This window comes from Knoellia sp. S7-12, from assembly GCF_040518285.1.
GTDB lineage: Bacteria > Actinomycetota > Actinomycetes > Actinomycetales > Dermatophilaceae > Knoellia.
Genome location: NZ_CP155449.1, coordinates 159418 through 174520, shown reverse-complemented (window position 1 = coordinate 174520; position 15103 = coordinate 159418). Strand labels below are relative to the sequence as shown.

The 15103-nt window shown below is 68.7% G+C and carries 13 protein-coding genes; 4 read left to right on the top strand and 9 right to left on the bottom strand.

The features are described 5' to 3' along the window. Positions 1 to 13: 13 nt before the first annotated feature. The 3 genes from V6K52_RS00845 to V6K52_RS00835 all read right to left on the bottom strand — a co-directional run bounded on the left by V6K52_RS00845 (position 14) and on the right by V6K52_RS00835 (position 3101). Complete coding sequence (locus V6K52_RS00845; protein WP_353952017.1) at positions 14 to 946, bottom strand: aminoglycoside phosphotransferase family protein; 933 nt, start codon at positions 944 to 946, stop codon at positions 14 to 16. After that, the gene (locus tag V6K52_RS00840) at positions 943 to 2160 is read right to left on the bottom strand and encodes an ATP-binding protein (protein WP_353952016.1); all 1218 of its coding nucleotides are present in this window, start codon (positions 2158 to 2160) and stop codon (positions 943 to 945) included. Before V6K52_RS00840 ends, V6K52_RS00845 begins: the two co-directional genes overlap by 4 nt. Positions 2161 to 2246: 86 nt before the next feature. Then, positions 2247 to 3101: a peptidase inhibitor family I36 protein gene (locus V6K52_RS00835; protein ID WP_353952015.1), complete on the bottom strand. Its 855-nt coding sequence runs from the start codon at positions 3099 to 3101 to the stop codon at positions 2247 to 2249. 170 nt (positions 3102 to 3271) lie between these two features. Between V6K52_RS00835 and V6K52_RS00830 the strand changes: the two genes are divergently transcribed. Continuing rightward, positions 3272 to 4162 carry a hypothetical protein gene (locus V6K52_RS00830; RefSeq protein WP_353952014.1) on the top strand — a complete coding sequence of 297 codons (891 nt, stop codon included), beginning with the start codon at positions 3272 to 3274 and terminating at the stop codon, positions 4160 to 4162. 153 nt (positions 4163 to 4315) lie between these two features. Beyond that, positions 4316 to 5863, top strand: a complete 1548-nt coding sequence (locus V6K52_RS00825) for a M20/M25/M40 family metallo-hydrolase (protein WP_353952013.1) — start codon at positions 4316 to 4318, stop codon at positions 5861 to 5863. Positions 5864 to 5949: 86 nt separating this feature from the next. On the opposite strand, the gene V6K52_RS00820 is transcribed toward V6K52_RS00825, so the two are convergent. The 5 genes from V6K52_RS00820 to V6K52_RS00800 all read right to left on the bottom strand — a co-directional run bounded on the left by V6K52_RS00820 (position 5950) and on the right by V6K52_RS00800 (position 10954). Then, a complete protein-coding gene (locus V6K52_RS00820) occupies positions 5950 to 6288 on the bottom strand; it encodes a rhodanese-like domain-containing protein (protein WP_353952012.1) in 339 nt (112 codons plus the stop codon). A gap of 60 nt (positions 6289 to 6348) precedes the next feature. Then, the gene (locus V6K52_RS00815) at positions 6349 to 7995 is read right to left on the bottom strand and encodes an alkaline phosphatase D family protein (RefSeq protein WP_353952011.1); all 1647 of its coding nucleotides are present in this window, start codon (positions 7993 to 7995) and stop codon (positions 6349 to 6351) included. A 163-nt stretch (positions 7996 to 8158) separates the two neighbouring features. Continuing rightward, entirely contained in the window at positions 8159 to 9019 is an 861-nt protein-coding gene (locus V6K52_RS00810; protein WP_353952010.1) for a DNA-formamidopyrimidine glycosylase family protein, read from the bottom strand. Positions 9020 to 9023: 4 nt separating this feature from the next. Next, a complete protein-coding gene (locus tag V6K52_RS00805; RefSeq protein ID WP_353952009.1) occupies positions 9024 to 10142 on the bottom strand; it encodes a phosphatase domain-containing protein in 1119 nt (372 codons plus the stop codon). A 41-nt stretch (positions 10143 to 10183) separates the two neighbouring features. Next, positions 10184 to 10954 carry a GAF and ANTAR domain-containing protein gene (locus tag V6K52_RS00800; RefSeq protein WP_353952008.1) on the bottom strand — a complete coding sequence of 257 codons (771 nt, stop codon included), beginning with the start codon at positions 10952 to 10954 and terminating at the stop codon, positions 10184 to 10186. A 94-nt stretch (positions 10955 to 11048) separates the two neighbouring features. Between V6K52_RS00800 and V6K52_RS00795 the strand changes: the two genes are divergently transcribed. Next, positions 11049 to 12110, top strand: coding sequence for a hypothetical protein (locus tag V6K52_RS00795; RefSeq protein ID WP_353952007.1), 1062 nt, complete (start codon positions 11049 to 11051; stop codon positions 12108 to 12110). Between the two features lie 40 nt (positions 12111 to 12150). Here the strand turns inward: V6K52_RS00795 and V6K52_RS00790 are convergent, their stop codons facing one another. Continuing rightward, complete coding sequence (locus tag V6K52_RS00790; RefSeq protein WP_353952006.1) at positions 12151 to 12879, bottom strand: VOC family protein; 729 nt, start codon at positions 12877 to 12879, stop codon at positions 12151 to 12153. A gap of 195 nt (positions 12880 to 13074) precedes the next feature. On the opposite strand from V6K52_RS00790, the gene V6K52_RS00785 reads away from it, so the two are divergent. Continuing rightward, positions 13075 to 15087 (top strand): PhoX family phosphatase, encoded by a 2013-nt coding sequence (locus V6K52_RS00785; protein ID WP_353952005.1) that lies wholly within the window; start codon positions 13075 to 13077, stop codon positions 15085 to 15087. The last annotated feature ends 16 nt before the right edge of the window (positions 15088 to 15103 follow it).

Sequence of the window (15103 nt, the reverse complement as noted above, 5' to 3'; positions counted from 1 at the left end):
CGGGCACCCGTGGCTAGCTGATCCCGTCCAGAGCACTACTGATCACCGCAGCAACTCGACCGGTCATCCCCGCAAGGTCGAGCGAAGCGCGACCGGCTACCTGGCGCGGAATGAAGCGCAGCCATTCGCGGTCGAAGCAGAGCAACGCTCGCAGGTCAGCACGCCGGTCCACCCGGACGCCCGCAACCCGTTCGTAGCTCGCCAGGTAGTCCGCAGCCGTCCTTGTGCCGAACAACACCGCCAGGTTCAACCGGCAGTGTCCGACGTCGCTGCCCCGGTTGCCAGTCCCCGCGTTCGGCCAGTCCACGACGCCGCTGAGCTGACCGTCACACCACAGCACGTTGAAGTGCTGGTAGTCGCCGTGGACCAGAACCCTCTCATCGACGAGCGGCCCTGAAGCAGCATCGCGGGCGGCCTCACGCAGCCCGTGGTCGGCCAGCCAGTCCAGTGGGCGGTGCCGCGCGCCATGGCGGTCCGGCAGAGACGTGACAGCGCCATCGTCGTACCAACCGTCCCACCGGGTCGGAGGGTGATCGGGCACTGCGTGGATCGCGGCCTGCGTCGTCGCGAGTTGGCTCAACCAGGAGTGCATGTCTGCCGGGGCCAGGTCCGGCTGCCCCGTGAGGGCAGATGTGAGCGAGCACCGGACCCCGGTCTCGGTGCCATCCTCGTCCATCGCGATGAGGTGAGGTGCCGGCACCCGGCCACGCACGGCCGCGAGCGCTGAGGCCTCGCGCGCCACCAAGCCCTGCGCCCAGTTCTCTCCCGGCCACCGGCGCAGCACGACATCTTCGACCCCGGTCGGTGCATCGACGGTGATTCGGTCCATGGCGGCGGTGATCCCGCCAGGCAAGGACGCGATGGCGGTGACGCGGGCGCGAGGATGGACGCGGCGTGCCACCCATTGCAGGATCTCCGGCGACGGAGGCTCGTACTCGCGAATCACCCGGTCTGCTCCCGCAGGTAGCGGCCGAAGTGCGGGACGGTGAACGCGATGCGCCCCCGCTCTCCCGAATAGATCAGGCCCTTCTTGAGCAGTGCATCCCTTGCAGGAGAGAGGGATTGGGGCTTGCGGCTGAGGTGGGTGGCCACGTCTGAGGTGGGCACGGACTCGATCTCGTCAAGCTCCTCCTCACCACCTTCACTGATGGCGACAGCGACGTCGGCCATGGCGCGCAGATACTCCCGCTCCCCCGGCGTCGCCCGCTCGAACCGCGACCCGAAGAACCCGACCGCCAGCTCGGACTCGGCCTCGGGTGCCGCGACCCGCACGTCCTCCACCGTCACCGGCGACTTCGGCGCGCGGTCCCACGCCGCCTTGCCGTAGGCCTGGATGAAGTAGGGGTAGCCGCCGGTCGCGGCATACATCGCGTCCAGAGCTTCCTGCTCGTATGCCGCGCCCTCCTCCTCCGCGGGCAGGACCAGTGCCGCGTCGGCCGCCGCACGGGGCAGTCGGTCAATGCGCGAGTAGCGAAAGAGCCTCTCGGAGTATGACTTTGACGCCGACAGCACCGCCGGCAGGTGCGGCAGCCCCGCACCCACGACGATCACGGGCAGTCCCGACTGGGAGATCTCGTGGCACGCAGCGCACAGCGCCGACACGTCATCCGGCCCGAGGTCCTGCATCTCGTCGATGAAGACGGCGATCCCACGACCGGTGTCGGACGCCAGCCCACCGACGTCGGTGAGCAGCTCGACCAGGTCGATCTCGATGTCGCCCGAGTCCGCGCGTCCAGAGGCGGCGGGCGCATCGATGCCGGGGTTCCACTTCTCCCGCAGCTTCGTGCCGGCCGGTGCATCACGTTGGGCGAACGCCTTGATCACGCCGAGCACGTGCTGCACCTCATCGTCACTGGGGTGGCCCAGCTCGCGGACCGCCTGATGCAGGGCCGACGACAACGGCCGGCGCAGCGACTGGTCGGGACGCGCCTCAAGCTTGCCCGTCCCCCACTTGGCGCGAACAGCCGTTGACCGCAACGCATTCAGCAGCACCGTCTTGCCGACGCCGCGCAGCCCGGTGAGGACGATCGAGCGCTCGGGCCGCCCCCGCGATATGCGTTCGAGCACGACCTCGAAGGCGTCGAGCTGTTCGTCACGACCGGCGAGCTCGGGCGGGCGCTGGCCAGCGCCTGGGGCATAGGGGTTCCGGATGGGGTCCACGATGGCACCGTATCCGCATGTCTAGGGCGAACGGCATACATCCGAATAACGGCGTATGCCGTGTCGCCCGAACGGTGAACGATCCGTCAGTCGCCGTAGCGGTTCTGGATCGACACGTGCACGTGGTCGTAGTGACCACCGGTGACACCCGAGCCACCGGTGTAGGTCCGCCAGCCCTCGCCAGACCTGCCGACGCTCCAGATCTTCCCGTCCCAGATGACGTAGCGGACCTCGAGGCGGACGGCATACTGCCTGAGCCACTCGGCGAGCTTCCAGCCCTGGGCCTTCTGGGTGGCGTTCGGGTAGGTGCCGATGGTGCTGGAGATCGTGCAGTCGAGCGCGTTCCCCGTGTTGTGGTTCGACGTCGACGCCTGATAGGAGCGGTAGTCACCGACGAAGCACTGGGTCTCACCCGTGAGCCGGGCGATCTCGTTGTCGACGAACTGGGTGCGTGCGGTCGCGTTGGGCGCCCGTGTGATCGCCTCGGGGTGCGGGTTGGTGCCCGGAGCGCCATAGCTGCTGCCCGTCGACCCCCCGAGGCGGTGTGAGGCGTTCTGGTTCTTCAGGGTCGCGTTGAGGTTGGCCTTGACGCCGCTGCCGATGCTCTGGCTCGCGCCGCCATAGCCGCTGTTGAAGAAGACCGTGGCGTTGCCCGAGGTGCGGTTCCACACCGAAGCGGCAGCATTCTTCACGCACAGGCCCTTGCCGTCACCCGCACCCTTGAAGTCGTAGCACTCCGGCTGTGAGGCGCCGTAGTCGTCGATCGACCCCGCGAAGTCCGAGACCGACCCGAGCTGACCGCTGTTGTAGTAGAGGCAGAACTCCCCTGCTTGACAGACACCGTCACGAGCAGCGGCCTGCGCAGTGGGCGCAGTCGCGGTCAGCACGGCCGCGCTGAGCAGCGTTCCGGCGAGACCGGCATACGCGATCTTCTTCTTCACCAAGGCTCTCCTTCGTCAGGGCGAGACGGTGGGTCCCGCCGGTCTCGGGCGTGTGCCCGCAATCCAGAGAGTCCGGTATGCCGCTGCGAAACCACTGCGGTTGCGCTGCGGCTTCGCGTGCGGAACCGCAGCGGCCCTTGGTGCGTCCAACTCGCATGCGACGGCAACTCATGACCTGGGGACTCACGATGGTCACCGCTGCGGCCCTGGCCGGGTGCGGCTCCGAGCGGCCGGACCCCCGGGCTGGCGAGGAGCCCTCCGCGTCGGTATCAACACCGAACGATCAGGTCATCGACCCCGACGAGACCCTCGTCGCCAGCGGCATGCTCATGCAGCGCACGGCTGACGGCCCGGTCGAGCTGTGCGTGGGCGGGGTCGCAGAGTCCTATCCGCCCCAGTGTGGCGGCCCCACCCTGGTCGGTGAGATCGACTGGGACACCCTCACGCCAGAGCGCGCCAGCGGAGTCACCTGGAGCAACGGGACGGTGTGGGCGATCGGCCACTTCGCCCCCCAGACCGGGAAGTTGGGCACGTTCACCCTCACCCAGCCCCTCCAGCAGAAGCCGCCGGCCGGGATCTCCCTACCCTCACCGGGTCAGGCCGGCTTCCCCCAGCTCTGCGAGGACCCGTATGCCGACGGTGGCAGCAAGAGGGTCAGCGGACCCGAGGTGGACACCAACGCACTCTCGACCCTGCTGCCCACCCTCGACGGCTACGTCGGCTCGTGGGTCTCGGACGGGTCGACGCTCTTCAACGTGCTCGTGACCGGAGATGCTGCCGCCGCCCACCGTGAGATCCGCACGGTCTGGAAGGGCGGGCTCTGTGTCGAGCAGCGCGACCTGCCGACCGAGGCCGACATTACTGCCGCACAAGAGGCGCTGAGCACGCAAAGCAGGGAGATCGGCCTGCTCAGCACGGCCGGCGACTCCCAGGGCTCGCTCGACGCCCAGGCCACCTTCGTCGACGCGGCGACGCGGGCGCGAATCCTCGAGATCGTCCGCCCGTGGCTCTCGCCGGACCAGGTGCGCATCACGAGCGCCATCCAGCCCTTGACCCAATGACGACGTGACCCGACCGATCACCGCGATGAACCGACCGGTCGCACCTCCGGGACGGCCCGTTCAACGACCCTGACCCGGCCTTGGGTGACTACCTGCGCGTAACGACGCAGCGTCGAAGCGGTCAGCACAACGTCGTCTGATCGGAGAAGTCGCATGGACCAGGAACACCGTTCCGGAACGCACGTCAACCGCCGCACCCTCGTCGCCAGCGCCGGAGGAGTCGCGGCCCTCGCCACCCTCGGCACCACGGCCGGGTCTCGGCTGCGGGCGGGCGCGACCCCGGGCGCCGGCCGGGCCGCAGCCTCGGCCGCAGCACCCCTCGACGCACTCGCCCTGCTCAAGAAGATGATCAGTTTTGACACCCAGAACTTCGGTGAGGGCGGCAAGACCCGCCCCCACTCCGAGTGGCTCAGGACCGTCTGGGAGAACGCAGGGGTGCCCGCCGAGATCATCCCGACGCCGCAGCCCGACAACGTCCACCTCATCGCCCGCATCCCCGGCAAGGCCGGCTCCACCCAGAAGCCACTGCTCCTCCTCGGCCACTCGGATGTCGTCCCCGTGGAGCGCGAGAACTGGACCGTAGACCCCTTTGCCGGGACCGTGAAGGATGGTGAGATCTATGGCCGCGGCGCCCTCGACATGAAGGGTGCGAACGCTGCCTCCATCGCCGCCATGCTCCGCCACCTCTCTGAGGGTGCCGAGTTCGACCGCGACATCATCGTCCTCACCGACTGCGACGAGGAAGCCGGCAGCTATGGATCCGGCTGGCTCACCGCGAACCACTGGGACAGGGTCGACTGCGGGATGGTCCTCACCGAGGGCGGCTGGTTCCTCGCCCAGTCGGACAAGACGACACCGATGCTCATCACGGTGACCCGCCAGGACAAGGTCTATTTCAACCTCGACCTGCGGGCTCGCGGCACCGCCACTCACTCGAGCAAGCCCATGCCGGACTCGGCGATCGTGGGACTGTCGCGTGCCGTGGCTGAGCTTGGCGACTTCAAGGCTCCCGTGCACCTCACCGAGGTCACCCGGGCCTACTTCGACGCGCTCGCCCGCGCCACCGACGACCGCAAGCTCGCCAGCGCCCTGCGCCTCATGCTCAAGGCCCGCAGCCAGCGCTCCCTCGAGCGCGCGGCGGCCCTCGTCGTGAAGCTCACGGACTACACCTACCTGCACTCCGCGCTGCTCCGCACGACCATGGCGTTCGTCATCGAGGACGCGGGCTACAAGGAGAACGTCATCCCGTCGGAGGCTCACGTGCGGGTGAACTGTCGCGGGATCCCCGGCGGGCAGAAGCCTCGGGACTTCCTCGCGAAGGTGCGCTCACTCATGGACGAGCGTGACATCGAGGTCACCCTCGCCGGGGTCGCCGGCGAGACCGAGGAGCAGACCCTCGCGGCGCTCGACAAGCGGTGGGCCACCCCGCCGGCCGACGTGAACACCCCTCTCTTCCAAGGGATTTCGCAGGCGTCGGTCAAGACCTACCCGGAGGCGATCTTCACCCCGGCCTTGTTCGAGGCAGGCACGAGCCTAGGGCCGTGGCGCGCCAAGGGCATCCCCGGCTACGGCGTCTACCCCTACGTCATCGACAACGACCAGCTCATCGGCATGCACGGCAACGACGAACGCATCTTTGTCGACGCCCTCGCCACCGGGACCGACTTCATGTACGAGGTGTTCGCGCGCTTCCGCGCCTGACCGTTTCCTTCACACCGGCGTATGCCGTGGGGCACCGTTCACGAGAACGGTGCCCCACGGCATACACAGCGGTTGCTTCTTGTCGGTCAGGGGACCTGAGGGGCGCTGCCGTCAGGGGTCTCCATCGGCTTGCCCGCGGAGTGCCAAGCGCGCATGCCCCCGTCGAGGTTCGCGACGTCGTAGCCCTGCTGCTCCATCCACGGCAGGACCCGCGTCACGCGGCCACCGCTGCGGCAGGTGACGACGACCGTCTCCTCTCGCTCGAGGAATGGCGCGAGTTCGTCGACCCGGGCCGGGAGCTCACTCATCGGGATGTGCAACGCGCCCGGCGCGTGTCCTCGGTCCCACTCGTCCTGCTCGCGGATGTCGAGGACGACCGCGTCGTCAGCGAGGTCGGTCACCTGGATCTGGGAGAAGTCACTCATGCCCACGACGCTACGCGATCACGATGTGCACGGTTCGCCGCGTTCACACTCGAGCCCAGGTCAGGAGCTGTGGGTCTCGGACGCGATGGTGTCGGCGATCTTCTGCTCATCGGTGCGGGCCGACCGCAACGACTGCACCGGCGCTGCCTGGGTCTGCTGGAGTCCGCGTACCCCGTCCTCGAGGACGAACGTCGCGCGGGTGAACGCCTCGGCGCCCGGCTCCGTCACCCGCGGCACGCAACGGAAGCGCGCCGTCATCTCGGTCGGGGTGATCGTCGTCGAGACGTAGCCACGCAGGTTCGTCCAGAACCGCAGGTTGGGGTTCCACTCGGCCCACGGGTGGGTTCCGTCAGCCTCGTCATAACCATTGCCACCAGAGGTGATCGACGACGTGATGAGTTCCGAGCCGACCGGCTTGGTGCTCGCGGCCTCGTCGTAGTCGAGGTAGAGGTCGCTGGCCCAGTGCGCGTGCACGTCACCCGTGAGGACGACGGGGTTGCGCACCTCGGCGTCGACCCAGCCCTGGGTGATCCGCTGGCGCGATGCGCGATAGCCGTCCCAGGCGTCCATCCCCACGGTGGTGGTCGCCGGGTCCGGGTTGTTGTCGCGGCGACCGAAGAACACCTGCTGGCCCATGATGTCCCAGCGGGCGCGCGAGTCGCGGAACCCGTCGAGCAGCCACTTCTCCTGCTCGAACCCGGGCAGCGAGCGCGTCGGGTCGTCGGCCTCGGGACAGTTCTTGTAGCCGTCACCGCACGCCTGGTTGGACCGGTACTGACGGGTGTCGAGCATGTGGAACGTCGCGAGGTCGCCCCACCCGCTGCGCCGATAGAGGTCGAGATCCGGACCCGCGGGCACCGAGCGACGGCGCAGCGGCATGTTCTCGTAGTAGGCCCGGTAGGCCGCGGCGCGCCGGTCGAGGAAGCCGGGCTGCTCGACGGGCCGGTCGGCGAGGTCGTCGGCGTAGTTGTTGTCGACCTCGTGGTCGTCCCACACGACGAGCCACGGTGCGACGGCGTGCGCCTCCTGCAGGTCGAGGTCGGTCTTGTACTGCGCGTGCCTCTGCCGGTAGCCGGCCAACGTCTTGGTCTCCGGTCCGGCGTGCTGGCGTCCGATGCCGGTGCCGCCGCCCTCGTACTGGTAGTCGCCGAGGTGCAGCACGATGTCCGGACGCTCCTCCGCCATGCGACGGTAGGCCGTGAAGTAGCCGGCCGGCAGGTTCGAGCAGGACACGAACGCCATCTCGAGCGACGACGGTGAGCTCATCAGGGCCGGGGTGGTGAGCGCACGACCGGTCCGCGAGACGTGCTTGCCGAGGCGGAAGCGGTACCAGTACTCGCGACCGGGCTGCAGCCCAGCGACCTCGACGTGGACGGAGTGAGCCGACGCCGGGGTGGCGGCGGTCGCCCCGGCCTTCACGACGTTCTCGAAACGCTCGTCCGTCGCGACCTGCCAGTTCAGCTGGTAGGTCGAGGACGGCATACCCCCCAGTCCGTCCGCGGCGAGCGGCTCGAGCGCGAGACGGGTCCAGATGACGAAGCCGTCGGGTTCCGGGTCGCCGCTCGCGACGCCGAGGGTGAACGGGTCGGAGCGCGGGATGACGGCGGCGGCGCTCGGCCGCTGGTCGAGAAGGATGGCGCCCGGGACGAGGGCGGCGGAGCCGGCGGCGAGGCCGGCGCGCAGGGCATTACGACGAGTGGTCTCCATGCCGCCCAGCCTCTCGGTGCGTCAGCGACCTCCGGGGGAATCCCACAAAGACATCGAGTGAAGTGTCAGCAAGCACCGACCCAGATCGACCGGAGGGAAGGTGAAGGGTCCGGAGGGCAATGAACCCTCCGGACCCACCAGAAACCCTCATGGGGAGCAAAAGCTACTTGAGGAACTTGCTCGTGCGCCGGTCAGCGAGCGGTTTGCCGCCCGTCTGACAGGTCGCGCAATATTGCAGCGACGAGTCCGCGAACGACACCTCGCGCACCGTGTCGCCGCACTCGGGACACACCTCGCCGGTGCGGCTGTGCACGCGCATCCCCTGCCGCTTGGCGTCCTTGAGCTGTGCCGCGGGCTTGCCCGTCGCGGCACCGACCGCAGCGGACAGCGTGTCGCGCAACGCGGCATACAGGCGCTCTGTCTGGTCGGCGTCGAGCTTGGCCGCCATCGCGAACGGCGACAGCTTGGCGACGTGGAGGATCTCATCGGAGTAGGCGTTGCCGACCCCGGCGATGATCGACTGGTCGCGCAGGACACCCTTGAGCTGGGCATTGCGACCGGCGAGGATCTCGCGAAAAACGCTGAGCGAGAATGCATCTGAGAGTGGGTCCGGTCCCAGCCGCGCGATCCCGGGCACATCGGTCGGCGACGACACGATGTATGCCGCGAGCGACTTCTTCGTCCCGGCTTCGGTGAGATCGAAGCCGGATCCGTCCGACAGGCGAACCCGGAGCGCGATCGGCGACTTGCCCGGGCGAAGCCGCGTCGACGACAGGGCGTCGGACCAGCGCAACCACCCGGCACGGGCGAGGTGGAAGACGAGATGCGTTCCGCCGCAGTCGAGGTCGAGGAACTTGCCGTGCCGTGAGACCGCGTCGATGGGCGCACCAACCAACGCCTCCGGTGGCGGGTTGAAGGTCTTGAGCACCGAGATCGACCCGAGCTCGACACCCGTCACGGCCAGATCGGCCGTGCGCGCCCCGAGGAAGTCGACCAGCGCCTGGACCTCGGGCAGCTCGGGCATCGCTTCACACTCCCCACATGTCGGAGGCCTCGAGCGCCCGCGCGCCCGCTTCGTGGTCGATGGGGTCCCCGTCGACGATCGGGGCGACGAGTCGGGCCAGGCCGTATCCGTCCTGGGCACGCACCACGGGCGCCGCGATGTCCTCGGTCGGCGCGGGAGCGAGGTCGTCGTTGGCGAGCGGGATGCCGTGCGAGAGAACCTGTTCGCCCACAGTGAGCTGGCGGATGGCGATGGCGCGCACCGAATCGGGCCGCCGCCCGGCGAACTCGGTGTAGATCTTGGGGTCGTTCTGGCCGTCGTCCCCGACGAGCAGCCACCTCACGTGGGGCAGCTCGCGGGCGAGGCGGGCCAGCGCTGACCGCTTGTGGTCCTGACCCGAACGGAACCAGCCCGTGTGGGTCGGCCCCCAGTCGGTGAGGAGCATCGGGCCCGGCGGGTAGCCGTTGCGACGCAGGAAGCGGGTCAACGAGGGCGCGACGTTCCAGGCGCCCGTCGACAGATAGATGACGGGCATGCCCGGGTGCGAGTCGGTGAGCTCGCGATAGAAGGTCGCCATCCCGGGCACCGGGCTGCGGGTGCCCTCGGCCTTGACGAACGTGTTCCAGGCGGCGATGAAGGGGCGCGGCAGGGACGTCGTGACCACCGTGTCGTCAATGTCGCTGAGGAGGCCGAACGTCTGGCGCGTGCCGATGATGAGAACCGACGCGTGACGGGGGGCCGCCTGGGGTGAGGTGATCTCGACCTGGTGCCATCCCGGACCCAGCCCGTGGCCGTGGACGACGAGGTCGACGAGCCCGGAACGGTCGGTGCGTCCATCGATCTCGCGCTCGCCGATGCGGACCGTCACGGGCACGTCGATCGCCGGCGCGGTGACGAACGCCCGCCAGCCGCGGGTCTCCTCCTCGGCCGACTTCAGCGACTGGACCGAGCCGGCCGCATCACCGGAGACCTTGCGCAACGGGTCGCGTGACATGAGGACCCTGGCGAGGACGCGCACGAAGGCGACGCTGCCGTAGCCCGTGTGCGGAACGATCTTGGTGCCCCAGCCGCGGTCACGCAGCGTGTCGCTCTTGCGACGGTTCCACGCGTCCTCGGCGAGGGCAGCGAGGTGCGGGCGGGCCATGAAACGACTCTAGTGCGCTGCGCCTGCTGAGTTGGAGACCATCAGGCAGTGACATCGTCAGCAGGGACCTCTGCTGCCACGAGGCCCGCCAGGACCTGCTCGGCCAGCGTGCGCACCTTGATGTTGCGCGTCTGCGAGGTCTCGCGCAGCCACTCGAACGATGCGTGCTCGTCGACGCCACGCATTGCCATGATCGCGCCCTTGGCCTGTTCGATGACGGCTCGGCTCGCCATGGCCTGCTCGAGCTGGCCGGCAAGGCGCTGTGCGCCATCGAGCTGGAGCACTGCGACGATGGCGTCCGCAACACGGCTGGCGGCAGTGCGGACGAGTGAGGCCTCGAAGGCCGCGAAGGCATCGGGCGCGTGGCCATAGAGGTTGAGGGCGCCGACGCACACGTCTCCGCTCACGAGCGGCAGGGCCAGGAGCGAGCGCATCCCATCACGCCGCACCGCCTCGGCAAAGTGCGGCCATCGCGCGTCCGCAGAGCCCTCGCCGAGCTCGCCACCGAGCGACGCCAACACTTCGGTCTGCGTCCGGGCGGCCTCGAGGCAAGGGCCCTCGTCGAGCTGATATTGCACAGCGTCGATCTCGAGAGTCGTCACCGTCGTGTAGGCCACGGTGCTCGGCCGGCCGTCGACGAGCAGCGTGATGCCGACCTCGTCGCACCCGGTCACGTGGTTCCGGACGGAGTGAACGACCCTGACGACGTAGTCGTGCATCTCGTCGACCGACGAGAGCACTCCCCCGACTTCCTGGAGCAGGACCTCCTGCGGGTGCGAACCCACCGCGGTCCCGGTGTCGATGTCGGTCATGAACCCTCCTCGAATCGCGTCTGCGACCCCAGTATCACCCCGACCATCACGTGAGGACCACATCCCAAGAGCCACTCCTGAGAGGATTCGGACCGTGAATGAGGACTACGTGATTGACGCGTTCGGCGCGCGGTGGTCCCTCGACACCAGGGAGCTCGACGCCGGTGCCCGCGAGCGCCTGCACGTCCTCTGGGAGCGCTGTCGCGTCCGGGGCCTTGGGGCCAGGGACGTCGGCGTCGAACCTTTCCTCGTCACCGACAGCGATCCGTATGCCGTGTCACGCGAGATCACGCTGGCCTCCCTTCGGCGTCGGCGTGGCTCGGCTGTGCTGCTCCACGCGGCCGGGGTCAGCCGCGGAGATCGAGCGATCGCGCTCGTGGGTCAGTCCGGTGCCGGCAAGTCGACGGCCTCGCGGGTGCTGGGGCGCCACTTCGGCTACCTCTCGGACGAGACCGTCGCGATCGAGGAGGACGGTCGCGTGGCGCCCTACCCAAAGCCGGTCTCGGTCATCACCGATCCGGCCGCGCCGTGGGACAAAGGCGAGTGGAGCCCCGACGAGCTCGGACTGCGGAAGGCGAGCGAGCCGGCATACCTGACCGGTCTTGTCGTCCTGGAACGCGACCCCGGTCGCACGGTTCCCGAACTCGTCGAGCTGCCCCTGGTCGATGCAATGCTCGCCGTCATCGCACAGTCCTCCTCCCTGCCCCTGCTCGACCGGCCACTGCACCGACTGGCCGAGCTCGCGAGTGGCTCCGGCGGGCCGTATCTGTTGCGTTACAGCGAGATCGGCGACTGCGTCGAACTGCTCGGCGCCCTCCTCGACCCCGACGCGGCGGGATCGCGATCCGAGCGGCACCCCTGGACCTCCACTCCGCCGGTCCCGAACTCGCCGGACGGCCTGATCGTGCGAGCGCCGTGGCGTGATGCTGTGCACGGCGATGGCGGCACGCTCGTCCTCATCGACGAGACGCCGGTCCGGCTCGGGCCGGTGGGCGAGGTCCTGTGGCGCGTCGCAGCCGCTCCCATGTCACGAGACGCCGCGTATGCCGCAGTGGTCGCCGCCTTGGGTGAGCACCCGGACGCAGCCCGGGCAGTCGACGACGGGATCGCGACACTCATCGAGCTCGGCCTCCTGCACGCACCCACTGCACCGTGAGTGGGGTGATCGCCCACTTGCGGTGCAGTGGGTGGCACTGTCATGGCCGGGCGGGGAGGAGGCAGACCTCGTTGCCCGAGGGATCGAGGCAGACCCGCCAGGGCAGATCACCCCAGTCGTGGACGAACTCGCGACCGCCCAGGTCGAGAAGGCGGGTGAACGCCTCGTCCGCGTCCTCACCCGCCTCGAGCCGGAGGTCGAGGTGCACACGGTTCTTCTCGTCGGCCCCCTTGGGTCGCGGCTCGGGGCACAGCTCGAGCAACGGCCCCCGCCCGCTCGGGTGACGCAGCGCGCCCGGCATCGCGCTGTCCGCCGGCACCCAGCCGGAGAGCTCGGACCAGAACCTCAGGTCACGCTCGACATCGGCGCTGTCGAGCGGCAGGGACGACAACGGTCCCGACACGGCATACTCCGGTCGGTCCTCCATGACGCAGAACGGGTTGCCCTCGGGATCGGCGAGAACCACCCAGGGCACGTCGCGCTGGCCGATGTCGAGATGGCGGGCACCGAGCGCGAGCGCCCGCTCCACGACCTGCGACTGCTCGTCCGGTGCACCGCCGTAGACCTCGAGGTGGAGTCGCGGGCTCGGCACAGGCGGCTCGGTGACCAGCTCGAAACACAGGTCGAGGGTGGGCCCGCCCGGCACGCTCAGGCGGGTCTCGAAGTTTGCCGTCTCATCGGTGAGGGTCCTGCAGCCGAGCAACGACTCCCAGAAGCGGCCCAGCAGCTGGGGGTCCTGGGCATCGACGACGACGTTCTCGAGATACATGACACCTGCCTACCGCATGCCTGCCTACCGCACTCCTCTTGACCCGCCCCTGACCTTGACGCCGTCGGCTGGTCGACAAGGCGTCACCCGGTGTTCACCGCAGCGTGAGGCATTGGGCCTGCGCACTCCATAGCGTCGACATCCGGCACACCCTGCCTGATCCATCCGTGCCATTCCCTGGACGAAGGACCTGACGTGACCACTCCCGCCCGCCTGCTTCCCCTGTTTGTCCGCTCCCATGAGGGTGGACGCAGTTCCATGACCTGTCAGTACCGCTGTGGCGACGCCTGCGACCAGCCGGTGCCGAACACCTCCGACAACGAGTACTTCGGTGACATCGTCGCCGCGGGTGTCTCGCGCCGCGCGGCTCTGCGCGTCGGTGGCGCCGGTGCCGCTGTGGTCGGCCTGACGGCGTGGAGTATGCCGTCCGTCGCCGCCGCTCCCGCGTCGCCTGCCGCTGGCAAGCCCGGCAAGCCCGGCAAGGGCAGCGCCCTCGGCTTCACCGGCATCGCGCCGACGCCGGCCACCACCGACGCCGTCAAGGTCCCCGCGGGCTTCGACTGGGCGCCGATCATCTCCTGGGGCGACCCGCTGTTCGCGAACACGCCGGCGTTCGACTTCGACAACCAGACGGCGGCCGCGCAGCGCGAGCAGGCCGGCTACAACGCCGACTACACGCAGTTCATGCATGGTGGAGCGGGCAACAAGGGCGCACACAAGGGCCTGCTCGCGTTCAACAACGAGTACACCAACGACGAGCTGATGTTCCGTGGCGTGAAGTCGTCGGCCGACCTCACTGACGAGCAGCTCAACATCGTCCTCGCCGCACACGGCATCACCATCACCGAGGTCGCCCGCCGCAACGCGAACTCGGCGTGGCGTTGGGTGCAGGGTGGCAAGCGCAACCGTCGCATTCACACCGACACGAGCATCGCCATGGACGGCCCGGCCGCGGGCTCCGCCCACCTCAGGACGAGCGAGGACACCACCGGCAAGCACGTGCTCGGCACGCTCAACAACTGTGCCGGTGGCGAGACCCCGTGGGGCACCTACCTCTCCGGCGAGGAGAACTTCAACCAGTACTTCAACGCCACTGGCGCCCCGGACCCCGAGGGCAAGCTCAAGCGCTACGGCATCACCTCCGGCGGCCGTGGCTGGGAGCGCGTGCGCGACCGCTTCCAGGTCACCACGGAGCCCAACGAGGTCAACCGCTTCGGCTGGATCGTCGAGGTCGACCCCGAGGACCCCAACTCCACCCCGGTGAAGCACACCGCTCTGGGTCGTTTCAAGCACGAGGGCGCCGAGGTCATCCTCACCCCCGATGGTCGCGTTGCGGCCTACATGGGTGACGACGAGCGCTTCGACTACATCTACAAGTTCCTCTCCAAGAACAAGTACAAGGAGGGCGACAAGAAGCACAACCTCACCCTGCTCTCCGAGGGAGACCTTTACGTCGCCAAGCTCACCGGTGACGGTTCGGCTGACGGTGAGTACGACGGCACCGGTCAGTGGCTGCCGCTCGTCGTCGGTGGCGTGTCGAAGGTCCCCGGATTCTCGGTCGAGGACGTCCTCATCTGGACGCGCCTGGCCGCCGACAAGGTCGGCCCGACCAAGATGGACCGCCCCGAGGACGTGCAGCCCAACCCGGTCAACGGCCGCGTTTACGCCGCGATGACCAACAACACTTCCCGCACACCGCAGCAGATCGACGAGGCCAACCCGCGCGCGAACAACAAGCACGGCCACGTCACCGAGTTCACCGAGGCCGGTGGCGACCACGGTGCGCTGACCTTCACCTGGAAGATCATCCTGATGGCCGGCGACCCCGCCGACCCGCAGACGTACTTCAACGGCTACGACAAGTCCGAGGTCAGCCCGATCAGCTGCCCCGACAACGTCGCCTTCGACAAGGCCGGCAACCTGTGGATCTCCACTGATGGCAACAAGCTCGGCCATTGCGACGGGCTCTATGTCATGCCGCTCGAGGGCACGGACAAGGGCAAGCTCCAGCAGTTCCTCTCGGTGCCGGTCGGCGCCGAGACCTGTGGCCCGACGATCCTCAGCCAGGACTCGGTCATCGTCGCGGTGCAGCACCCCGGTGAGATCGACGGCGCCTCACCCGACAACGTCATCTCGAAGTTCCCCTACCGCGGAGACGGCCAGCCCCGCCCCGGCGTCATCCACGCGTTCCGCCGCCACGGCAAGTGACGCTCGCCTGACTGAC